Source organism: Clostridium sp. ATCC 25772 (assembly GCF_001573875.1).
In the GTDB taxonomy this organism is placed as follows: Bacteria; Bacillota; Clostridia; order Clostridiales; family Clostridiaceae; genus Clostridium_J; species Clostridium_J senegalense.
Genome location: NZ_LFRG01000025.1, coordinates 1 through 24,806, shown reverse-complemented (window position 1 = coordinate 24,806; position 24,806 = coordinate 1). Strand labels below are relative to the sequence as shown.

The 24,806-nt window shown below is 26.7% G+C and carries 18 protein-coding genes; 15 read left to right on the top strand and 3 right to left on the bottom strand.

Features of this window, described 5'->3' with window-relative positions; translation table 11 throughout:
• Nucleotides 1-20: 20 nt before the first annotated feature.
• On the bottom strand, nt 21-695 hold the full coding sequence (locus tag AZI32_RS10550) for a response regulator transcription factor (protein WP_061995804.1): 675 nt from the start codon (nt 693-695) through the stop codon (nt 21-23).
• A 216-nt stretch (nt 696-911) separates the two neighbouring features.
• On the opposite strand from AZI32_RS10550, the gene AZI32_RS10545 reads away from it, so the two are divergent.
• The 8 genes from AZI32_RS10545 (at nt 912) to AZI32_RS10510 (ending at nt 10,992) form a co-directional block, all read left to right on the top strand.
• Nucleotides 912-1,823: an ABC transporter ATP-binding protein gene (locus AZI32_RS10545; RefSeq protein WP_061995803.1), complete on the top strand. Its 912-nt coding sequence runs from the start codon at nt 912-914 to the stop codon at nt 1,821-1,823.
• The gene (locus AZI32_RS10540) at nt 1,816-2,553 is read left to right on the top strand and encodes a hypothetical protein (RefSeq protein WP_061995802.1); all 738 of its coding nucleotides are present in this window, start codon (nt 1,816-1,818) and stop codon (nt 2,551-2,553) included. The genes AZI32_RS10545 and AZI32_RS10540 overlap by 8 nt, the downstream gene beginning before the upstream one ends.
• A gap of 23 nt (nt 2,554-2,576) precedes the next feature.
• Nucleotides 2,577-3,284 carry a hypothetical protein gene (locus tag AZI32_RS10535; protein ID WP_061995801.1) on the top strand — a complete coding sequence of 236 codons (708 nt, stop codon included), beginning with the start codon at nt 2,577-2,579 and terminating at the stop codon, nt 3,282-3,284.
• Nucleotides 3,285-3,335: 51 nt separating this feature from the next.
• Nucleotides 3,336-4,100 (top strand): ABC transporter ATP-binding protein, encoded by a 765-nt coding sequence (locus tag AZI32_RS10530; protein ID WP_061995800.1) that lies wholly within the window; start codon nt 3,336-3,338, stop codon nt 4,098-4,100.
• Nucleotides 4,087-5,973 carry an FtsX-like permease family protein gene (locus AZI32_RS10525; RefSeq protein ID WP_061995799.1) on the top strand — a complete coding sequence of 629 codons (1,887 nt, stop codon included), beginning with the start codon at nt 4,087-4,089 and terminating at the stop codon, nt 5,971-5,973. The genes AZI32_RS10530 and AZI32_RS10525 overlap by 14 nt, the downstream gene beginning before the upstream one ends.
• A gap of 356 nt (nt 5,974-6,329) precedes the next feature.
• Entirely contained in the window at nt 6,330-6,881 is a 552-nt protein-coding gene (locus tag AZI32_RS10520) for a class D sortase (protein ID WP_061995798.1), read from the top strand.
• Nucleotides 6,882-6,927: 46 nt separating this feature from the next.
• On the top strand, nt 6,928-10,509 hold the full coding sequence (locus AZI32_RS10515) for a DNA polymerase III subunit alpha (protein ID WP_061995797.1): 3,582 nt from the start codon (nt 6,928-6,930) through the stop codon (nt 10,507-10,509).
• Nucleotides 10,510-10,692: 183 nt separating this feature from the next.
• Nucleotides 10,693-10,992: a hypothetical protein gene (locus tag AZI32_RS10510; RefSeq protein WP_061995796.1), complete on the top strand. Its 300-nt coding sequence runs from the start codon at nt 10,693-10,695 to the stop codon at nt 10,990-10,992.
• Nucleotides 10,993-11,180: 188 nt separating this feature from the next.
• On the opposite strand, the gene AZI32_RS10505 is transcribed toward AZI32_RS10510, so the two are convergent.
• Entirely contained in the window at nt 11,181-11,795 is a 615-nt protein-coding gene (locus tag AZI32_RS10505; protein WP_061995795.1) for a GNAT family N-acetyltransferase, read from the bottom strand.
• A gap of 812 nt (nt 11,796-12,607) precedes the next feature.
• Between AZI32_RS10505 and AZI32_RS10500 the strand changes: the two genes are divergently transcribed.
• The 7 genes from AZI32_RS10500 (at nt 12,608) to AZI32_RS10470 (ending at nt 23,351) form a co-directional block, all read left to right on the top strand.
• Nucleotides 12,608-14,227, top strand: a complete 1,620-nt coding sequence (locus AZI32_RS10500; RefSeq protein ID WP_061995794.1) for a carbon starvation protein A — start codon at nt 12,608-12,610, stop codon at nt 14,225-14,227.
• Nucleotides 14,228-14,338: 111 nt separating this feature from the next.
• Complete coding sequence (locus tag AZI32_RS10495; RefSeq protein ID WP_061995793.1) at nt 14,339-14,851, top strand: hypothetical protein; 513 nt, start codon at nt 14,339-14,341, stop codon at nt 14,849-14,851.
• 464 nt (nt 14,852-15,315) lie between these two features.
• Nucleotides 15,316-16,287, top strand: coding sequence for a 6-phosphofructokinase (pfkA, locus tag AZI32_RS10490; RefSeq protein ID WP_061995792.1), 972 nt, complete (start codon nt 15,316-15,318; stop codon nt 16,285-16,287).
• Nucleotides 16,288-16,398: 111 nt separating this feature from the next.
• Nucleotides 16,399-18,165 carry a pyruvate kinase gene (gene pyk / locus AZI32_RS10485; RefSeq protein WP_061995791.1) on the top strand — a complete coding sequence of 589 codons (1,767 nt, stop codon included), beginning with the start codon at nt 16,399-16,401 and terminating at the stop codon, nt 18,163-18,165.
• A 423-nt stretch (nt 18,166-18,588) separates the two neighbouring features.
• Complete coding sequence (locus tag AZI32_RS10480; protein WP_061995790.1) at nt 18,589-20,619, top strand: methyl-accepting chemotaxis protein; 2,031 nt, start codon at nt 18,589-18,591, stop codon at nt 20,617-20,619.
• A gap of 161 nt (nt 20,620-20,780) precedes the next feature.
• A complete protein-coding gene (locus AZI32_RS10475; RefSeq protein ID WP_061995789.1) occupies nt 20,781-22,820 on the top strand; it encodes a methyl-accepting chemotaxis protein in 2,040 nt (679 codons plus the stop codon).
• 171 nt (nt 22,821-22,991) lie between these two features.
• The gene (locus AZI32_RS10470; protein ID WP_061995788.1) at nt 22,992-23,351 is read left to right on the top strand and encodes a DUF1540 domain-containing protein; all 360 of its coding nucleotides are present in this window, start codon (nt 22,992-22,994) and stop codon (nt 23,349-23,351) included.
• Between the two features lie 216 nt (nt 23,352-23,567).
• Here AZI32_RS10470 and AZI32_RS10465 read toward each other — a convergent pair whose 3' ends face one another.
• The gene (locus AZI32_RS10465; RefSeq protein WP_061995787.1) at nt 23,568-24,590 is read right to left on the bottom strand and encodes an aminotransferase class I/II-fold pyridoxal phosphate-dependent enzyme; all 1,023 of its coding nucleotides are present in this window, start codon (nt 24,588-24,590) and stop codon (nt 23,568-23,570) included.
• Nucleotides 24,591-24,806 lie beyond the last annotated feature (216 nt).

Below are 24,806 nucleotides of genomic sequence, written 5' to 3'. Positions count from 1 at the left end.
ATAAATTTTAAAAAATTCATTTAACTGATTATATATCCTATGCCACGTTTTGTTTCAATAAAATTTTCTAATCCCAGTTCTTTAAGTTTACCTCTTAACCTATTTACATTTACAGTTAAAGTATTGTCATCTACGAAACAAGAGCTATCCCAAAGTTTTTCCATAATTTTATCTCTAGAGACAATTTGTTTATTATATTTCATAAGAATATAAATAATTTTAAGTTCATTTTTAGTAAGTTCTATAGATTGATCATTATAATGTACAATGCCTTGAGTTAAATCTAAAGTTACATCATTATGTACCAAAATATCATTAGATTCACTTGTGAAATTATAGCTTCTTCTTAAAATAGCATTAACTTTTGCTAAAAGCACATCAAAAGAAAAAGGTTTGCTAATGTAATCATCTGCACCGAAGTTAACTCCCATTATTATGTCCATATTAGAATCTCTAGAAGAGATAATAATTATAGGTACTTTTGAAATTTTTCTTATTTCATTACACCAGTAAAAACCATCATAGAAAGGCAAATTTACATCTAAAAGAATTAAATTGGGATTAAATGCTTTGAATTCTGGCAAAATATTTTGAAAGTTTCCCACAGCTTTTGAATTATGACCCCATTTGTTTAAATGAATAGTTAATTGATTAGATAAATCTAAATCATCCTCCACTATAAGTATCTTAAACATAATACACCGTCCTTACCGTAAAAATACATTTTTTACTTACAATACAATTATAAATACATTTCTCTTTATAATAAAGTAAAAATAGAAAATAAACATTACAATATAACAAAAATGTAAGTTTATAGGTACAGTTTGTTATGTAATGAAATGGATAGGGTGCTAATAAGGCGATAAAATATAAATAGATTCAAACATAAATGACTAGGGGGAGAAATTATGAATAATATTTTAAAAATAAAAAATGTAACTAAAAAGTATGGAACAAGGACTGTGCTTTCAAATATTAATTTCACTATGAATGAAGGTGAAATTATTGGCTTAGTTGGACCAAATGGAGCAGGAAAAACAACTATTATGAAAATAATAACTGGACTTACTACTAAGTATGATGGAGAAGTATTTATACAAGATGAAAATATTATGAGCATGAAAAAAAGTAAAACAAAAAAAGTAGGATGTGTTATAGAAACTCCAGGATTATATCCTAATTTGACTGGATATGAAAATTTAGAGTTTTTCTCTCAAATATCAGGAGTGAAAAATAATGATGAAATTTCTACAATTGTAAAGATGCTAGGCTTAGAAGATGCCATTAATAAAAAAGTAAAAACATATTCTTTAGGTATGAGACAAAGATTAGGTATTGCACAGGCAGTACTGTCATATCCGCCATTACTTATACTTGACGAGCCAACTAATGGATTAGATCCAAATGTAATAATAGAGATAAGAAAATTTATAAAATATATTTCAGAAAAAAAGAAAACTACAGTTTTAATATCAAGTCACATACTTTCAGAAATTGAGATGCTTTGTGACAGAGTTATATTTATGCAAAAGGGAGAAGTAATTAGATGTGAAGATTTAAAAAACAAAGGTGATGAAATAGCTACTACTGTTTTTGAAACTAAAAATATAGAAGAATTTAAAAGATTTTTTAAAGAAAAAAATATAGAGTTTTCAACTGAAGATGTAGATAAAGTAAAAATACAAAAAAATAAAATTGAGATTCAACAAATTATAAAAGAACTTATAAATGATGAAATTTTATTTACAAGTGTTTATGAAGAGAAGGAAAGTTTAGAAGAAAAATTTATGAAAACAGTAGGCGGTGATATAAATGTTTAAATTATTAAATTTATCTTGGAAAACTATTAAAAACATACTTCAATCTAAACAATATATTTTAGGAACAATATTATGCTTTATATATTCGGCTATGTGGATTTTCTTTATACAACCTGGTGGATATGATATTAATTGTTATAATTTTGAATTTTTGCGTATGTTATATGTTGGCATAGTATATCTAAGCTTTTTAGTATTAGCAAATGATATAGAACATAATACAACAAAAACAATATTTTCAGGAGTTTTTACAAGAACAGAAATAATGATTTCTAAAATAATTTCTTTAATTTTATTAGGGGTAATAGTGTGGATTACAACAGAGGTTAACGGATTGTTTGCAGCACTTTCAATACCTAATAAATTAGGCGTTGAAAGTTTTGTACATTTAAATCATCTAAGATTATTAATAGCTTTAGTGGCAACAACGTTCACTATAGGGGCATTAGCTATGGTTATAGTATCTATAACTTATGAAACAAAAATAACTGTAGTTGTAGGTAGCTTGATTTTAGGAGTAGTAAATTTTTTGGCAGCAGCGTTTGTAGTAACGGTTAATAAGTTAGTGGAAGTACCAACAGGCTTATATATATTTACTAAAACACCTTTTTATATAACTTCTGAATTAATGAATGGAAGTAATTTAAATGGAGTATTAGTTATGATTTGCTGGGGAATAGCATTTTTTATAATTTCCTTATTAATAATGAATAAAAGAGAAATTAAATAATTTGTAAAAGGAGTAAAATAGATATGAATAAAATTTTTGATTTAACTTTAAAGGAAAGAAAAGTATTTAAGGAAAATAGAAACATATTATTAATTATAATAATATGTTGTTTAATGGCTATATTGGGAAGCCGTAATATAGAAAGTTTTTCAGGGAGTTTTAACAACATGTTGTCCTATGGAATCTTAATAACTAATTTTTTCATATTAGGAAAAGGTTTTGAAAAAAATGTTAATAGAGTACTATACTCAGGAGTTTATAGTAGATTTCAAATATTTCTATCTAAATTAATATCAATAATTATAAATTCAATTATATTTTATATAGCACTTATTTTAGGAATTATAATTGTTAGTATCATTTCTAATACAGGTTTAGATTCAATGAATTTTATAAATAGTATAAAAGATTTATCATATTTTATTCTTTATAGCTGTAGCTTAGCTTTAAGTATATTTTTAATAACTATGTTAGCTGATAATAGTAATATTGGTGCAATAGTAACTTATATATGCTATTTTGATTTAATATTAGCTCTTTTCGCAAATGCGTTACAATCTTCAAGACTAAGTGATGGTGTAAAAACAATAATAGAAAATTTACCATTTTATTCAACTAATATGATGTTTCAAAGTAAAATATATACTTTTTCTCAAGTTAGTGTATTAATTATATTTAGTATAGTTATATTTGCAACTAATTGTTATATATTGCATAAAAAAGAATTATAATATAATATATAACATTAAAAATATAATTTAACAGTTTTAAGGAGAAGTTATATGGATAACATACTTGTGGTAGATAATGTTAGTAAGATTTATGGATTTGGAAATAATAAATTTAAAGCACTTAAAAACATAAGTTTTACTGTTAATAAGGGAGAATTTATAGGTATAATGGGACCTTCAGGGTCAGGAAAAACTACATTACTAAATATAATTTCTAGTGTGGATAGTATTACAGATGGAAGTGTTCTTTTAAATAATATAAACATAAATAAACTTAATGATAAGGAAATATCAAAACTTAGACAAGAGGAGTTAGGATTTATATTTCAAGAGACAAGCCTTTTAGATTCTTTAACCATAAAAGAAAATATAATATTACCATTAACTTTTAAAAATGAGAAAGTAGAAGTAATGGAAAGGAAGGTTGAAGATTTAACTAAAAAATTAGGCATTTATGATGTGTTAAGTAATTATCCTTATGAAATTTCAGGTGGTCAAAAACAAAGAGCTGAGGCTTGTAGAGCAATTATAACAAATCCATCATTAATTTTAGCAGATGAACCAACAGGATCACTTGATTCTAATAGTTGTAAAATATTTTTAAGTAATTTACAAAATTTAAACAAGGAATATAAGATAACAATAATTATGGTTACACATGATCCACTGGCAGCTAGTTATGCAGATAAAATTTTATTTATAAAAGATGGAAGAATATTTACTGAAATAGTAAAAGGTGAAAGTAAAGAAGAGTTCTATTTTAAAATAACAGATATGATTGCGATGCTTGGAGGAATAAAAAATGAAATTTGTTAAAGTCTTTCTTAAAAATTTCAAGAAAGATTTTGCAAGTTTTAAAGAATATTTTTTTATATTAATTTGTTATGTTTTTGCTATATGTACATTAATTATTATAGGTGATAAAAATTTTTCTAAAGAAATAGGTATTTTTTTTATTATATTAATTATTTATTCAATTATAATTTTTACAATTATTTTTGGTATTCTTTTAGGAGTAAGTAATGTTAATTTAGTAAACAGAATAAAAAAACAAATAGGTGTATATAGAATACTTGGTGTTAGAAAGAAGAGGGTTTATTTTTTCTTTTTAATAAAAAAATTAATAGTATTGTTTATAGCTTTAATTTTAGGAATATTTTTAGCAACCATATTATCAAAATTAATGTTAATGATTATTTTTACTTTATGTAAAAATAAGCAATATGCTTCAATAAATATAAACTTTAAAGAGTTAATAATTACATTAATAATTATAAGCATATTTTTTATAATTTCGGAAATTAAAAGTTATAAACTTATAACAACATGTGAATTGATAGAATTATTGAAAAATAAAAAAGAAAAAGTTATGTGTAAAAATCAATCTATTTTTAAATGTACTTTAGGAGTAATACTAATAATTACATCATATGTTTTAGCACTTACTTCATTAATGGGCTCTTCATTAAATTTTTGCTTTTTAGTGCTAATTATGAATGTAACAGGTACTTATTTTTTCTTTTTTAGTACCATAGTTATCCTAGTAAGTGTTTTGAAAAAGTCTAAAAAATTATATTATAGAGGAGAAAATTTAATATTTATATCTGATATAAGTAATAAATTGAGTAGTAATGCTAAAATCTTAACTATTAACACTGTAGTAATAGCTTGTGCAGTAACTATTTTGAGTATTACATCTTCCATATATTATGATACAGTAAAAAATTCTAAAAAAGATTATAAATTTAGTTTTGTGATTATAAAGGATGATACATATAAAAATGATTTAGATGATATCTTTACAAAATATGAAAATAATAAGATTGTATTAGATAAAACAATAAAAACAATAAGATTTGATAATAAATACTATTTAAATCAGGAATTAGGTAGTAAAAGTGGAATTGTTGAAAGTTATATGGATTTTATTAGCGAAAGTGACTATAGATATATCTCGAAAGTTAAAAATATTAATATAGTAGAATTTAAAAGTGACGAATGTATTATATTTAAACAGTCAGCAGGAGTAGGGCTTCATAATTTTATAGAGGGAACTTATTTACAGAGCAGTAAAGATAATACTAAATTAAAAATAAAAAAACAATATAATGAAGGATTAATAAATAAAAGAGTAGGTATGGATTTAGTTGTAGTTAAAGATGAAATTTATAATAAAATTAAATCTTTAGGTAAAACAAATGTATATAGGCTTATAGATGTGAAAAATGAGAATAATAGTTTAGCTATATATAATGAATTAAAGGCTAAAAATTTAGATTTTAATTCATATGTTGGACGTTATAAAATGGATTTAAACACTTACGGACCAATACTTTTTTTAGGTGGATTTATGTTTTTAATTTTAATTATATGTAATGGCGGAACTATTTTATTAAGGCAAATAAATAGTGTATATAGTGAAAAGGAAAAATATTTTGCATTGAAAAATTTGGGCGTATCAAATGACTCAATAAATAAAATTATAAATAAAAAAATAAAAACCATATTTATAGTGCCCTTAATAATTGCAACATTAGATAATATTTTTGTAAACTTAATAGTAGAAAAATTAATGGGTAGAAGTATATTTATACCTTCTTTATGCAGTCTTATATGTTGTTATAGCATATATATATTCATAGGATATTTTGGAATAAAATATTATAAAAATGCAGTGAAATTTTATTAAGGATGAAAAATATAAAATAACTATTTATTTTATATTTTTTTATTTGAAAAGTTTTAAATAAGTATGTAGAAAGGTTTTAAATTTAATTTTATTTATAGTAAAATAAAGTTAAATTTATTTTTTTATTTAGTAGTTTTATATATTTTATTCTAAAATATATAATTATGGAAATAATTAAAATAGTATTTAGATGTTTTATGAAAAATTTGAAATATATGTTTAAAATAGAGTTATGAATTTAAAAAGCTAAATAAAAATTAATTCTTTTGACACAAATAGTATAATTTGGAATATAAAAATTAAATCACATATGGTGTATAATATAAAAAGTAATTATTTTAGGAGGAGAATAGGTTTTGAGTGTAAAAAAGATATTGATAAATGGGTTAGCTGGAATTTTATTAATTTCAGGTATTGCCATGATAGCTATGGGAACTAGTAATAAGTTTAAAACTAAAAAAGCACAAGATAAGTATATTCAAAGTTTTGAAAAAAGTGTAAAAGAAGGGCAAATAAAGGATACAACTGTTCTTGGAATTCTTGAAATACCTAATATTGGATTAAAGGTAGCAGTTAAAGAAGGAACAGAGGAAGATACAATAGATTATGCTGTAGGCCATTTTTTGAATACTGCAATGGCAGGTGAAAATGGAAATTTTGCATTAGCTGGACATAGAAATTATTCTACAGGAGAGTTCTTTTTAAAATTAGATCAACTAAAAAAAGGTGATATAATAGAATTTACTACATATGATTCAAACTATACTTACGAGGTAAGTGGTAGTGAAATTGTAAAGCCTAATAATATGGATGTTTTAAAGGAAACTTCAACTCCTACAATAACACTTGTAACATGTAGTGACGATGGAAGTGAGAGGTTAATTATAAAAGGTAATCTTAAAAAGTAATTAATAGTTAAAAGTATATAAATAAAAATAAGAGAGGAGGATGGATATGAATGAAAATTTACATAAAGAGGACTTAGGAAAATTTGTTCATCTTCATGTACATACAGGATATAGTCTTTTAGATGGTTCAGGTAAAATAGATAAATTAATTGAAAAAACTAAAGAATTAGGAATGAAAAGTATAGCAATAACAGATCATGGCGTTATGTATGGATGTGTAGACTTTTATAAAGCAGCTAAAGGAGCAGGTATAAAACCTATAATTGGTTGCGAAGTTTATGTAGCATCAAACTCTATGCTTATTAAAGATAATCGTAGCGAAAATAAAACAAACCATTTAGTGTTACTTGTTAAAAATGAGCGTGGATATGAAAATTTAATGGAGATAGTGTCTAAGGCATCTATAGAAGGATTCTATTATAAACCAAGGATAGATCATGAATTTTTACAAAATCATAGTGAAGGAATTATAGCATTAAGTGCATGTTTAGGTGGAGAAGTTCAATCACATTTGCTTAATAATAACAAAGAAAAGGCAAAAGAGGCGGCATTAAGATTCAAGAGCATATTTAAAGAGGACTTTTATTTAGAACTTCAATATCATAATCTTGAAGACCAGTTAAAAGTAAATGAAATGCTTATAGAGTTATCTAAAGAATGTGATATACCATTAGTTTGTACAAATGATATACACTATATAAATAAAAAGGATGCTAAATCTCATGATGTTCTACTTTGTATACAAACAGGAAAAACAGTGGAAGAAAAAGATAGAATGAGATATCCATCTAATGAATTCTATTTAAAGTCCCCAGGAGAAATGGAAAAAACATTTGGATATATACCAGAAGCTTTAGAAAATACAGTTAAAATTGCAGAGATGTGTGATTTTGATTATGAATTTCATAAATCTAAATTGCCTAAATTCCCATTACCAGAAGGCGTTGAGGCTTATGAATACTTAAAAAAAGTATGTTATGAGGGATTAATAGAAAAATATGATGCTTTTAATGGACTAAAAGATAAAGATTTGAACTATGAAGAAGTTAATTTAATTGGGAAAAAAAATAAACAGGCCAAAAATCTTATAGATAGATTAGAGTATGAACTTGGAATAATCAGAGAAATGGGGTATGTAGATTATTTCTTAATAGTTTGGGATTTTATAAAATTTGCAAATGAAAATGGTGTACCAACAGGACCTGGTAGAGGTTCGGCAGCAGGTGCTATAGTTGCATATACATTGGATATAACTAAAATTGACCCTATAAAATATGGACTTATATTTGAAAGATTTTTAAATCCTGAAAGAGTTAGTATGCCCGATATAGACTCAGATTTTTGTTATGAAGGAAGACAAAAGGTTATAGATTATGTTGTTGAAAAGTATGGTAAAGACAATGTATCTCAAATTATAACTTTTGGAACTATGGCTCCAAGAGCTTGTATAAGAGATGTGGGAAGAGCTATGGACTATCCTTATGCAGAAGTTGATAGAATAGCTAAAATGATTCCAACAGTTTTAAATATAACAATAGAAAAAGCGCTAGAAATGAATCCAGAGTTAAAACAAGCCTATGATGATGAAGAAAGAGTTAAAGAACTTATAGATGTAGCAAAGGATTTAGAAGGGCTTCCAAGACATAGTTCAACTCATGCTGCTGGGGTAGTTATAGCATCTAAACCTCTTGTAAGCTATGTGCCACTTCAAAAGAATGAAGAAATGATAGTTACTCAATTCACAATGGGAACTTTAGAAGAACTTGGACTTTTAAAAATGGACTTTCTTGGATTAAGAACATTAACTGTAATGAGAGACTGCGTTAAATTTATAAAAGAAAATAGAGGAATTGATATAGATTTAGACAAGATTGATTTAGATGATCAAAATGTTTATAAGATGATAGGTGAAGGCAAAACTGTAGGGGTATTCCAACTGGAGTCTGCTGGTATGACGAGTTTCATGAAAGAGTTAAAGCCAGACTCACTAGAAGATATTATAGCTGGAATAAGTCTTTATAGACCAGGCCCTATGGCTGAAATACCTAGATATATAGAAAGTAAAAGAAGTCCTGATAATGTTCAGTATGAAACAAAGGAACTTGAAGACATACTAGATGTAACCTATGGAGTTATGGTTTACCAAGAACAGGTAATGGAAATAGTTAGAAAACTAGGCGGCTATTCACTAGGACGAAGTGATATGGTTAGAAGAGCCATGTCGAAGAAAAAACATAAAGTAATGGAAGAGGAAAGAAAAAACTTTATCCATGGTATTGTAGATGATAGTGGAAATGTTGAAGTGCCAGGTTGCATTAGAAATGGTATTTCAGAAGAGGCTGCTAATAAAATATTTGATCAAATGATGGACTTTGCCTCTTATGCTTTCAATAAAAGCCATGCTGCTTGTTACGCTGTAATAGGATACCAAACAGCCTATTTAATGAGATATTATCCAGCAGAATTTATTGCAGCAATGTTAAACTCTGTGAAGGGAATTAATGAAAAGGTAGCATATTATATTAGATTTGCTAATCAATTAGGTATAGAAGTATTTCCACCGGACATAAATGAAAGTTATTCTGATTTTACGGTAAATGAAAACAGCATAAGGTTTGGACTTTCAGCAATAAAAAATGTTGGTGAAAATGTTATAGAATCTATTGTTAAAGATAGGGAAGAAAAAGGGGAATTTACAGGATTTATGGATTTTTGCAATAAGATAGATACATCTATTGTAAATAAAAGAGCCGTGGAAAGCCTTATAAAGTCTGGTGCATTTGATTCTTTAGGAATTTATCGTTCTAAACTTTCAGCAGTATATGAAAGAGTTTTAGAGGGGGTAAATAACGAAAGAAAGAGAAATGTAAAAGGACAAATAAGCTTATTTACTGATATATTAGATGATGAGGCAAACTCAGAAGTAGATTTCCCAGATATAAAAGAGTTTAATAAAAGAGCAATTTTAGCTATGGAAAAAGAAATGACAGGAATATATTTATCTGGTCATCCATTAGATGATTACGAAAAATCTTTGAAAATGCAGACAAGTCATAATATATCAGATTTACTTAAAGGTGAAAACTTAGAGGATAATATAGATATAGAAGAAGATACCTCTAAAGTAAGTGATAATGATAGGGTTATAGTTGGTGGATTAATTTCAATTGTAAATAGAAAAATAACTAAAAATAATACTATGATGGCATTTTTGACATTAGAAGATTTATATGGGGCTATAGAAGTTGTAGTTTTCCCTAAAACCTTTGAAAAATATAGAAACCTGTTAAATGAAGATGAGGTTGTATTAATTAAAGGAAGGGTTGCTGTAAGAGAAGATGAGCAAAATAAAATTTTGTGTGAACAGATAGACCCATTAGTAAATATAAGCAAGGATAAAATATATGTTCTTATAGAGGATAAAAGTAAGTTAAAATTAGCTACAGAAGAAATAAAAAGAAAATTTTTAGACTTAAAAGGGAATACACCAGTGTATTTATGTACAGCTGACGATAGAAAATCATACTTATTAGACAAAGGTTATTGGCTAGAGAATGAGTATGATAGTATAAAACTTTTAAAAGATATTTTTGGAGAAAATAACGTAAAAGTTATGGAACAAAAATAGTTACTATAGGATTCCAAAATCACATTTTAGTTAGAGTTTATAAGTTTTGGATGCCTGGAAGAACAATATATGACTCAAAAATTTTACAACATAGAAACAGCTTTTATAAACTATGGCTAAACAGAAATTACATATGTTTAGTCATAGTTTTTGCTATATATAAATTAAAGGATATGGGATTTTATGAAGGAAATAATTAATAAGAAATATTTTAATAAAAAAGATATATTAATGTGGGCTATAATTATATTGCAATGGCCAATTAGTAAAAAAATTAATAATGATTATGTACTTATTGTTTTTAATTTATTATTTTCATTTAGTATGATGTATTTAATCATTTCTTTAATAAAAGATATGGTTATTAGTGATAGAGAAAAATCTAAGATTACTAGACCTAAAAAGTTTTTTATACTAAGTTTATTATTAGGAGGCACAATATTAGGAGCTATTTGTTTATATATAAGTTTAAAAAGTATTTAATATTGCTTCAGTTTAACCGTTAATTTATTAAAAAATATCGAAAAAAGAATTAATAAAAAGGTTAAGTTTAAAAATGGTACCTATAGAGTAGACACAATAAAATATAGTGTCATCTATAGGTACTTTTTCATATAAACATCTTAAGTTGGAGAATATGGTGTATTAAAAGTAAAAGTATTTATTGAATATTACTTTTTTAACATCCAATAAGGCATAGTTGGAACTTCATCTTGATATATTGGAATCTTTACATCATTTCGTGATTTCCCATAGATAGCTTTATGATCATCCATTATCTTAGAGATTTCTGATTGACTTGATATAATGTTATCACTAAGAACTAAAGCCTGCCATCTCATGCCACATGTAGCCATTTCATATAAGGGTTTAAATCCATTTCTTTTATAGAAGTTTATTCTACGCTTACGTAAATTATTTTCAGAAGCAGAATCTTCAGAAACTGGTAGTTCTGATTCCACTATTATATATTCATTTTTGTAGTATTTTTTAAGGGCTAATAGAATTTTACTTCCTAGTCCTTTATTGCGTAAGCTTGAAGATACGCCAAGATAATCTAAGAGTAATAAATTTATATTTGGAGATTTCCAAATAGTTGCATACCCGAGCATTTGATTAGAGTGTTTATCAAATAGTCCTAATAAATCATAGTGACCAGAATTTCGAAGTTTTATAATATCAGCTAGAGGCTTTCTTTCTTGTAAGTTAAAATCCTTTTCAAACTCTTGTGTGTACCAATATGTTACTTCTGAATCTGTCATAAGACGAAGCTTTAAATCACTCATTTTCTCACTCCTATCGTTATTAAATATTTACTGATATAGTGCCAGATTTTTATTACCATTAAATGAATATATAATAATAAATTTTACAATTAACAATATTATAGCATATATAAGTTTAGTCATTTCTTTATATAGGGTTCCAAATTAAATTTTAAACTTATTCATTTATCAAATGAGAAAATTCAAATTAATATTTTATCAATAACTAACAGATTATTTTAATTAAAAGTTAATAGTGAACAGTTAAGAGTTGGGGTGATTATTACTCACTATGTTCCTAATAATACTAAACGCACTTTTTTAGGAACAGTTTTGATTGCTTTAGGTTTTATTTATATTTTTTCTTAACTGATAACAAAAATTTATTCAATAACCTAAAATATTTTTATACAAAATGTAGTGTTGAATTCTAGGTGATTCGGAGCATGTCTCACTATTTTGGTTATTCAAGTTTTGGAATAGATAATTTTAAAACTTGGATACCTAAAATAATAAAATCCTCTATGTAAAAGGATTATATAGAAGCATATTTTATTAGATTTTTAAATTTCTCATTTTGGTATTATATTTTTGATAATAGATATAGTTTATTTTATGTTTAACCCTTTAATTTTTTTAATTATACATAAATGAAAATTAAATAAATATATATATATTGTAAAGAACAAAAAAATTAGAACTTGAAATTTTATACATAGGATGTGTTAAAAACATTTAGAAAATCATTTTAATATAAATTTCTACAAAATTTGTATTGGGATTTTATAAGTGTTATTTTACATGTTCAATATTATATTAAAGGAGGCTTTTTTATGAATGCTATAGTTTTGCTTTTAGGAGCTATAGTGATATTTATTGTCGCTTATTTAACCTATGGAAGTTGGCTTGCTAAAAAGTGGGGTATAGACCTTAATAGAAAGACACCTGCACATACTAAGTTTGATAATGTGGATTATGTGCCTGCTGATGCAAGAGTTCTGTTAGGTCATCATTTTTCATCTATAGCAGGGGCAGGGCCTATAACAGGACCAATTGTCGCTTCAGTATTTGGATGGCTACCAGTGTATTTATGGATACTAGTAGGTAGTGTGTTTGTTGGAGGAGTACATGATTTTGGTTCACTTTTTGCATCAATAAGGCATGATGGAAAAAGTATAGGAGAGATAATAAAAACTACTTTAGGAGAAAAGGGAAAATTACTATTTAATATTTTTGCATGGTCTACACTAATTTTAGTTGTTGCAGCATTTACTGATATATGTGCAAGCTCATTTGCCTATGACCCAGAAAATTTAGCTGGTGCACAGGCAGGAACAGCATCAATGCTTTTTATTATATTAGCGGTAGGTTTTGGATTTTTTGTTAATAAAAAGGGTAAAGGTGTAGGTATATCAACGGTAGTTGGAGTTGTTTTGTTATTTCTATGTGTATGGATTGGATACTTATTCCCAATAATTAAATTATCTAAAGGAGCATGGATGGTAGTACTTATAATATATATAGCAGTAGCATCAATTTTACCAGTTTGGATATTGCTTCAGCCAAGAGATTATTTATGTTCATTTTTACTATATTCAATGCTAATTTTAGGGACAATAGGTATATTTGTAAGTAATCCTACTTTAGAAATTGCAAGCTTTGCAGGGTTTACAACTGCAAAAGGTGAAACATTATTTCCATTTTTATTTGTAACTGTAGCTTGTGGTGCAGTTTCTGGTTTTCACTCTCTTATAGGTTCTGGAACATCTTCAAAACAAATAAATAAAGAGGGAGATGCAAAACTTATAGGTTATGGTGCAATGCTTATAGAGGGAATAGTTGCAGTTATAGCATTAATAGCTGTAGCATCATTTAAAGGTGTAGAGGGTGCACCAGCAGCTGTATTTGCTAGTGGTATTGCAAATTTTATGGGTAGCTTTGGAGTGCCAGTAAAAGTAGGAAAAGTTTTTATTATGCTAACATTTGCATCCTTTGCACTAACTAGTTTAGACTCGGCAACAAGAATAGGAAGATATATTTTCCAAGAAACTTTTTCAGATTCTGATGAAAAAATAAAAAAAGTTTGTTGTAATAAATGGTTTGCTACTATAGTAACGGTAGCAGCATCAGGATTGTTAACATTGTATGGATATACTAAAATTTGGCCTATATTTGGATCTGCAAACCAACTTTTAGCAGCGTTAGCATTATTAGCACTAAGTACATGGCTTATGAAGGTTGGAAAAAATTATACTATGGTAATAATACCTATGATATTTATGTTTATAGTAACAGTATCAGCACTTTTAATATTAATATATCAGAACCTGTTTACAGGTGGTAGCATAATCTTAGGAATATTAGGGGCATTATTGTTAATAGTAGCAATAATGTTATTGATAGAGTCATATAGACAATTAAAAAAATTGAAAAACAATATAAAAACTAATTAAAAAACAAACTAATTTTAAATTTATTATATAAAGAAACTAGCAGTTAATAACATAAATAGCTAGTTTCTTTCAAATTTTATATTGTAATTAATTTGATAGGAGAGTTTTAATATGGATGCAATAACTTATATAGAAAAGTTAGAACAAATGTATGAAAAAAATTTTCAAGTTATAAAAAATAAAATAATTTGTAAAAAAAGGTATGATTTATATGCACATTATAAAAACATTGAAGGAAGAACTTTGATAACTAAAAATGATATAATTGATAAATTTGAGGTGAATGAATATTGTCTTGTTAGAAAAGTTGATAATTTAGACGAAAAAATAATAAATGAATTGTTGCAACATAGTAAAAACCTAATAAAAGAGATTGTAAAACCACACATAGAACATAAAAAAAGTAATATCACATTAATATTGCTTTGTAAGAAACCCCTTTTTCAAAATACTGTACAAGCTATAAAGAAATTCAAATGTGAAAAAATCCATTGTTTTTATCTTTGTGGTATAACAGAGGTAAGGTTAGTTGTTATTGATATAGCAAAAGAAAGAGCGTATATCAGCAAGAAAGCAAAAGAATTGGGTAAGATATACTTAAATAAATTAGAAAATACTGTATAATAGTATATTTAAAGATTAATATCTTATTCAAAATATAATCTAATAAATCTCTATAAATTGCTTTATAATAATATATAGAACAACAATGCTAAGATGTATTTATATTTTTTATGTTGGAGAATATAAATACATACAAATTAATAAACAAAAATTTTAAAAGTTATTGATTAAATCTTTTAATTTGCTTAAAATTTAAAGTATAAAGTTATGGAAATTTTTGTTTTAAAATTTATATTTTTGGTCAAATTAATAAGAGAAAAATTAATTTGTTAATATGAAGACTTAAAAAGATTTCTTTAAGTTTAATTAACAATAAAATGTTATATTATTCTAAGAGGCACATAATTTAATTTGTCAAAATTTTAATTTAATTATTACAATGCTAAAAAATTTATATAAATAATTTTTAAATTTAACAATATATAATTAATAATAAAAATTAAGAAGCAAAGGAGGCGTTATTAATGAAAACTATAGGTGTTTTAACAAGTGGTGGAGATGCTCCAGCTATGAATGCAGCAATAAGAGCAGTAGTAAGAATGGGTACAGATAATAACTTAAGAGTTTTAGGAATACAAAATGGATATAATGGTCTTATAGAAGGCGATATTGTTGAAATGCAAAGATTTTCCGTATCAGATATAATTCACAGAGGTGGAACAATACTTAAAACTGCTAGAAGTGAAGAATTTAGAACTCCAGAGGGAAGAGAACGTGCTAAAAAGGTAATGGATATCTTTAAAATAGATGGTCTTGTGGTAATTGGTGGTGATGGCTCTTTTAAAGGAGCTAAGCTTTTATCAGAGTTAGGTGTACCGGTAATAGGAATACCAGGAACAATAGATAACGATTTATCATATACAGATTACACAATAGGTTTTGATACAGCATTAAACACAATATTAGATTGTATAAATAAAATTAGAGATACATCTACTTCACACCAAAGAATTAGCATAATTGAAGTTATGGGCAGAGAATGTGGAGATTTATCTTTATTTGCAGGAATTGCAGGTGGAGCAGAAAGTGTAATAATACCAGAAGTAGAATTTAGTTTTGAAGAAATATGTACATCTATATTTGAAGGGAAGAGAAGAGGAAAACTCCACAATTTAATAATATTAGCAGAAGGTGTTGCAAAAAATATAGGCGGAGCAGAAAAATTAGCTAAAGATTTAGAAGATGTAACTGGTCTTCAATGTAGAGCAACAGTTCTTGGATATATTCAAAGAGGTGGAAATCCAAGTGCATTTGATAGAATACTTGCTTCAAAATTAGGAGTAAGAGCTGTAGAGCTTTTAATGGAAGGTGCAAGTGGGAGAGCTGTAGGAACTAAAAATGGTCAAATAATAGATATGGATATAAAAGAAGCTTTAGAAATGGAAAAAGTCTTTGATAAAAGATTGTATCATATAGCACGAATTTTATCATACTAATAAACTGTATGATAAAAATATTATTAAACTTAATGAAAAAATATTAAATCAATAGGAGAGAAATAGGATAAACAAAAGTTTAAGTCTATTTATTAAGGAGGCAAGAAAAATATGAAAAAAACTAAAATAGTATGCACCATAGGACCAACAACAGACAATAAAGAAATTATAAAAGAGCTTATGAAGTGTGGGATGAACGCAGCGAGACTTAATTTTTCTCACGGTAGCCATGATGAACATAAAAATAGAATCGATATGATAAAAGCGGCTAGAAGTGAACTGAAAAAATATATAGCTATAGTATTAGATACAAAGGGCCCAGAAATTAGAACACATAAATTTGAAAATGGAACTGTAGAATTAATACAAGATACTGAGTTTGTTATATATTGTAAAGAAGAAATTATAGGTGATGAAACTAAATGTTCTGTTACTTATGGAAATTTATATGAAGATGTTGAACCTAAAGACACTATATTGATCAATGATGGTCTTGTTGCCTTAGAGGTTCAAAGAATAGAAGGAACTAAAGTATATACAACAGTTAGAAACACTGGAATTATTGGTGATAATAAAGGTATTAATGTTCCTAATGTGGCAATAAAGCTACCAGCATTAACTGAAAAAGATATATCCGATTTAAGGTTTGGAGCTGAAAATGATGTTGATGTAGTAGCTGCTTCATTTATAAGAAAAGCTTCTGACGTTTTAGATATAAAAAAAGTTCTATCTAAGGCCGGAGCTGAACATATACAAGTATTTTCTAAAATAGAAAATAGACAAGGTGTAAATAATATAGATGATATTATAAAATTTTCTGATGGAATAATGGTTGCTAGAGGTGACTTAGGTGTTGAAATACCAGCAGAAGAAGTTCCTGTAGTACAAAAGATGATAATAGAGAAATGCAATATAGCTGGCAAGCCTGTAATAACAGCAACTCAAATGTTAGATTCTATGATAAGAAATCCAAGACCTACAAGGGCAGAAGCTTCTGACGTTGCAAATGCTATATTCGATGGAACAGATGCTATAATGTTAAGTGGAGAAACTGCAAATGGAAAATATCCAGTTGAAGTTGTAAAAACAATGGCAAATATTGCAAGAACAGCAGAAAATTATATAAATTATGATTCAAAATTGAACTATAGTAGAAAGAGTCATATACCAAATGTTTCAAATGCTATAAGTTTAGCTACTTGCACAACAGCGGCAGAATTAAATGCATCAGCAATAATAACTGCAACACAAAGTGGCCATACAACTAAACAAGTATCTAAATATAGACCTAAGTGTCCAATAATAGCAGTAACACCAAGTGAAAGAGTTGCTAGAAGCTTAGCATTAAATTGGGGCGTTTATGCTATACAAGCAGAAAAAATAGATAATACAGATGAACTTATGGAAAACTGTGCAAAAGTTTCATTAGAAAAAGGATATGTAAAAAGAGGGGATTTAGTTGTAATGGTAGCAGGTATCCCAGCTAACTTTGTAGGAAGTACTAATATGATGAAAGTTCATGTTATTGGGGATATATTAATTCAAGGAACAGGAACTATAGAGACTACAGCTTATGGAACAGCATTATGTGTAGATAATGTTAAGGAAGCAGTAGATAATATAGATGAAGGAGAAATTCTTGTAGTAAAAAGATTAGGTAGAGAATACTGTGATGTTATAGATAAAGTTTCAGGAATAATTGTTGAAGAGGATGAGATGAGTTCAAGTGTAGTTATTGATTGCACAGCAAAAGATATTCCAATAATATATAGTGCAGTGGATGCCATGGAAATAATAAAGACTGGAGCATTTATAACACTGCATTCAAATAAAGGTGTAGGAATAGTTTACTCTGGAAGAGCTAATATAAGTCACTAAAAATTTAAAGAAAAATATATAAAATATTTTATATATTTCATCCGTTTAAAAAAAATTAACATAGAAATAAATATAAAAAAATAAAATCTACTGTTTATTGTATTATTTTTTTGATATAATATTATATTGTATTTTAATTTATTTATGTTATTATAGTGAATAAAGTTGTAAAAACATGGATAAAATTAAAAAGAATATAATAGGCAACTGATTTATTATTGACACCCATTACGGGTGTTTTTTTATTTTAGTATAGTAATATAGGGATACAATTAACTTTTAACTAAAATAATCTGTTAGTTATTGATAAAATATTAATTTAAATTATAATAAAGAATTCATAAAAATACACGAGTAAAAGCATATATGTAAAACAAGTTTTAAAAAAAATCTAACTAAAAGTAATTTAAGTAGGTGAGTGTAATGAAAAAACAAATTAAAAATTTTTTTAAGCCCAAAGGCATAGGAGCTAAGTTACTAACAGTATTTTTATTAGTAACTTTTGCTATATGTACATCTTTATCTGTGATATCAAGTTTTATAGCTAAAAATGCATTAAATAGGTTATTGAACTCGACATTACCACAAACTACAGAAATGAGTTCAAAATACATACATGAAAAATTAGAAATAAGTAAAAAAGCTGTTGAAAATTTATCAGCAAATGATTTAGTAATAGATAGCACATTATCAGTAGATGAAAAATTAAAAACATTAGAATCAGCTTTAAAGTTAAATGGATTCTTAAGAATTGGTATAGCTGATAAGAATGGAAATATTAAATTTAATGATAGTAACACTAATATAAGTAAAAGAGAATATTTTAAAGAAGCATTAGGTGGAAAAGTAGCTGTAAGTGCACCAAGTCCTAGTATTAATGAAAAAGATAATGGAGCCATAGTTAGTGCATACGCATCGCCAATAAAAGATCGAAATGGACAAGTTGTAAATGTTTTAGTTGCAATTGAAAAGGCTGATTTTTTTAATGAAATTGTAAAAAGTATTCAAATAGGAGAAACAGGAGAAGCTTTTATTGTAAGTAATGATGGTGAAATTGTAGGTGATAAAGACATTTCCCGTATAGGAACAGTAAATTTAAAAGAAGCTTGTAAAACAGAAGAAAGCTTAAAAGGTTTTGATAAAGTTTTAGACAATATGATTAAAAATGAAAAAGGTATAGAATTATACAATGATGGTAGTAAGGATATTTTTTTAAGTTATAACAATATTCTAGATACTGACTGGACATTAGGAATTAAGATAGAAAAAAATGAAGTTTTAAAGGATGTTAAAACAATACAAGTAAGTTCCTTTGTTGCAGCTTTAATTTGTTTAGTTATAGGTAGCATTCTTATAATGTATCAAATTAAATCTATAAATAAGGGGCTAAAAAATGCTACTAATGCATTAAATGTTATAGGAAATGGAGATATGACTGTCAATATAGATGAAAAGTTAATAGAAAGAACGGATGAGCTTGGAATAATGGGAAAAGCAATGAAAACTATGCAGGGTTCTGTAAGTTCTACTATAAAATCTATAAGAGAAAATGCAGAAAATATAGATAACTATAGTGAAAATCTAGCTAGTATATCTGAAGAAATGGCAAGTTCAACTGATTCAGTTGCAAATTCAATTCAAGAAGTTTCAACTGGAATTCAAAATCAATCTGAAGATATGAGTAGCATGTTTTCAATGCTTGAAGACTTTAATCATAGGATAGAAATGGTTATGTTATCTATAAATGAAATAGGAAGCGAAAATAAGGAAATTTATACTTTATCTGAAAAAAGTAATGGGGATATGCAAAAAGTTACAGTTTCAGTATCAAATGTAAATGATGGTTTTAGAAGTTTAGTTAATAAGGTAAAGTCTGTTGAAGAAAATATAAATAAAATAAATGAGATTATAACTCTTATAAATAGTATATCAGAACAAACTAATTTACTTGCTTTAAATGCAGCTATAGAAGCTGCAAGAGTAGGAGAAAGTGGAAAAGGATTTGCTGTTGTAGCAGATGAAATAAGAAAACTTGCAGAACAAAGCAAAATGTCTGCACATAGTATAACTAAATTATTAAATACTGTATTTAATGAAACAGGAATAATGGTTCAAACTACAGAAATTGTTAAAGGAGAGATAGAATCTCAAAGTGAAATTATAAATGGTGCTGTAGGTAGCTTTGAAAAAATAAAAGAAGCTGTAAATAATATAACACCTAAAATTACAGATAGTCAGGGCTTAGTAAAAGAAATAGTTACAAGTAAAGAGAGTATAAATGAAAAAGTACAAAATGTTATGTCTATATCACAAGAAATTGCAGCATCATCACAAGAAATTGCTGCAATATCAGAAGAAATGAATGCATCATCAGAAGAAGTTGCAAGTTCAGCATTAAATTTAACTGATATGACTAAAACCATGAAATGTGAAGTAGAAAAATTTAAAGTATAATAAAAAAGTGTTTAAGAATAAGATTTAAAATTATTCTTAAACACTTTTTGCGTGATAATTTAAAATATAAAGAAAATTTTTAAATGAACGATATTAATAAAGTTAAATAATAATTAACAATTTTTACATAATTTTAATAAAATTTAAATTAGGAGGTTTTTATGAAGAAAAAATATATCCATAGATTAGAATTTAAAAGTATAGGAAGTAGATTACTAGTAAGTTTTATTGGAATTATAATTGTAATATGCATATTATTTGCAACAGTATCTATAACTATAGCTAAAAAAGCATTAACTGATTTTTTAAGTACAACATTACCAGAGACAACTGCTATGTGCGCAAATTATATACATGAAAATATAAATGGTAATATGAAAGTTGTTGAAAATTTATCATTAGATAAAGATGTTAGGAGTGAATCAGTAGCTATAGAAGAAAGAGCGAAGACATTACAAAACAACTTGGAAGTAAATGGATTCATAAGAATAGGGATTTCTGATAAAAATGGAAAATTTGTAGCTAGTGATGGTAAAACAGTATTAGATATAAATGATAGAGAATACTTTAAAGATGCTTTAAACGGAAAAGTTACATTAAGTACACCAGCTAAAAGCTTAAACAAAGAAGATAATGGTGCTATTATAAATGCATACGCAGCACCAATAAAAAATGATAGAGGAGAAATAACTAGTGTATTGGTGGCTATTAGAAATGCTGAAGTATTTAGTGAAACAGTGAAAAATATAAAAGTAGGAAAAACTTCTAATGCATATATTTTAGATGCAAATGGAAATGTTATTGGATGCAATGATATAGAAAAGGTAGGAAATTTCAACTTAAAAGAAGAGGTAGAAAAGGATCCAGATTTAAAGGGCTTTAAAGTTGCATTAAATAGTATGATTGAAAAAAATGAAGGTATAGAAGCCTATAGTTCAAAGGGCAAAGAGTTCTATTTAACATATAAAGATATAGAAGGAACAGATTGGACTGTTGGTATTGAAGTAAAAAAAGATGAGGTTTTAAAAGGCATAAAAACTATACAAAATTACTCAATATTAATTTCAATATTATTTATACTATTAGGAAGTGGAATTATAATAATTCAAGTTAAGTCTATAAATAAAGGTTTAAAAGGTGCAACGAAAGCTTTAGATGTTATTGGAAAAGGGGATATGACTGTTGAAATTAATGAAGGATTAATAAATAGAACTGACGAACTAGGAATAATGGCAAAATCTATGAAGAGTATGCAAATATCTATAAGAGAAACCATAAATGCAATAAAAGAAAGTGCTCAGAGTATAGATAGTTACAGTGAAAATTTAGCAAGTATATCTGAAGAAATGGCAACGTCAACAGATTCAGTGGCAATTTCAATTCAAAATGTATCTAGTGGTACTCAAAATCAGACAGAAGATATGGGCATAATGGTTTCAATGCTTGAAGAATTCAACAATAGTGTAGAATTAGTTATGGAAGCTATAAATGAAATTGGACAAGAAAACAAAGGGATTTATAATTTATCTAAAGAAAGCAATGAAGATATGGATAGTGTTATAGTTTCATCTGAAAATGTGAATAAGGCCTTTGGAAATTTAGTGCAAAAAGTAAAGTCAGTTGAAGGAAATATAGATAAAATAAATGAAATCATAAATATTATAAACAGTATAGCAGAGCAAACCAACCTATTAGCATTAAATGCAGCCATAGAAGCAGCTAGGGTAGGAGAGAGTGGTAAAGGATTTGCTGTTGTAGCAGATGAAATAAGAAAACTTGCAGAACAAAGCAAAATGTCTGCAGGTAGCATAACGGGGTTATTAAATGCGGTATTTAAAGAAACTGGAATCATGGTAGAAACCACAGAAATTGTTAAGGGAGAAGTAGAATCACAAAGTGAAATCATAAACAAGGCTGTAGATACTTTTGAAAAAATAAAAATAGCAGTAGACAACATGAACCCTAAAATCAAAGGTAGTCAAGGCTTAGCATTAAAAATTATAGAAAGGAAAGATGTTATAAATGGTAAAGCACAAAGTGTAATGTCTGTATCAGAAGAAGTATCAGCATCATCACAAGAAATAGCAGCAATAGCTGAAGAAATGAATGCATCATCAGAAGAAGTAGCTAGTTCATCATTAAAATTATCCAATATGACTAAAATGATGAAAGAAAAGGTTGAATTATTTAAAGTAGATTAAAAGTATAAAACTCTAATTAAATTTTTAAAACTAAAGTTTAATTAGAGTTTTATTGTTATAAATTAAAATAAATATTAACTTTTAATTTTCATACATAAAATTTTCCTCAGTTCACACAATATAGATAGGTAAACCTATTATTTAAAAGAATTTAAATAAGGATGTGATTTTATGAATGGAAGTTTAAGTTGTAATGCCCAAAATTGTTTATATAATGCTAATGGATTGTGTGGTGCCAGTGTAATTAAAGTAAGAGGGGGAAATGCTGAAAGTAGTGCATTTACTCAATGTGATTCATTTGCTGAAAAGGGACTTAAAAATTCATTAGCTAATATGTTTAATATGAATATTCAAGGCGAAATAAAACAAGCATTTACTAATACGTCTATAGAAATGTATCCCAAAATAGAATGTGATGCAAGAAATTGCGTATATAATATAGGAAATGTATGTTCAGCAGATTACATACAAATCAATGGTCAAACTGCATTGTCAAGCACAAGAACAGAATGTTCAACATTTAAAAAATAGAGATTGGTATTCTTGTATATTTTTATATGTGTAAAGAAAGAACTATAGCTTTAAGAGTATAGTTCTTTCTTTTGGTGTTCTAAGGTGACAGACATTAAATATATAAAATAAATTAAATTAACTTTACATAAGGTGACACTCATTAAATATTGCAAACAAAGTATTTGAGTGACAATCATTAATTAATAATTGTCACTCAAATATAATAAGTTACTTTTATTTTTTAACTTCATTTATAAATTCAGTTACAGCTTCTTCTTTTGTAGCCCAAGATGTAACTAATCTAATAGCTGAATGAGTATCATTTATTTTTTTCCATACATAGAAGCCAAATTTTTCTTGTAATTTTTCAATCAAATTATTTTCTAGTATAGGAAAAATCTGATTAGTTGGAGAATCAATTAAAAATTCACAGTTAGCTTCTTTTAACCCATTAGCTAAATGATTTGCCATAATATTAGAATGATTTGCTAATTCAAAGTAAAGGTTATCCTTAAATAATTCCTCAAATTGTATTCCAAGAAGTTTTCCTTTTGCAAGTAGAGCACCTTTTTGTTTTAGATGATATCTAAAATCTTCTCTTAAAAAATCATTTTTAATAACTAAAGCTTCACCAAGAAGGGCACCATTTTTAGTCCCCCCAATAAAAAATGAGTCTGTAAAATCACACATATCTGATAGTGTTAAATTTGCATCTTTAACACAAAGTGCACAACCAAGTCTTGCACCATCTGCATATAAAATTAGATTATTGGATTTGCAAAATTCGCTTAGTGATTTTAGTTCATTTTTTGTATAGACAGTACCTAGTTCTGTAGGGTTAGAAATATATACAAGTTTGGGTTTGACTACATGTTCATTTCCATAAGCATTTAAAATTTCTTCAATTTTATTTGGAGTTACCTTTCCATCATTTGAATCTACTGTGATAACTTTATGTCCAGTATATTCAATTGCACCAGTTTCATTAACAGCAATATGTCCTGTATTTGCAGATATACATGCTTCATAAGGCTTTAAAAAAGCACCAATTGCAATTAAGTTTGTTTGGGTACCACCAGAAATTAGATGAATATCAATGTTTTTATTATCTATTAAGCCTTTTATTTTATAAATGGCATTTTGGGTATGTGTATCATTTCCATAACCTTCTTCTTGGGTAAGATTTGACTCTATTAAAGAGTTTAAAATTTTGGGATGAGCGCCTTCACTATAATCATTTTTAAAACTGTATAACATCATAAATCTCCTTTGTATTTATTTTTTATTTTATTTAGTTAAAATTATAAAATATTAGTTAATTGAAGTATAAGTAAAGAATTTTTAAAATTCAACTATTTTTATTTGATTTAAAAATTTAATTTAAAGTGACAGTTATTAATTAGGACGTGTCTGAAAACAAAATATCTAAAACTTATTTAGATAAAACAAAAATAGCAGCAATATAAACAAATG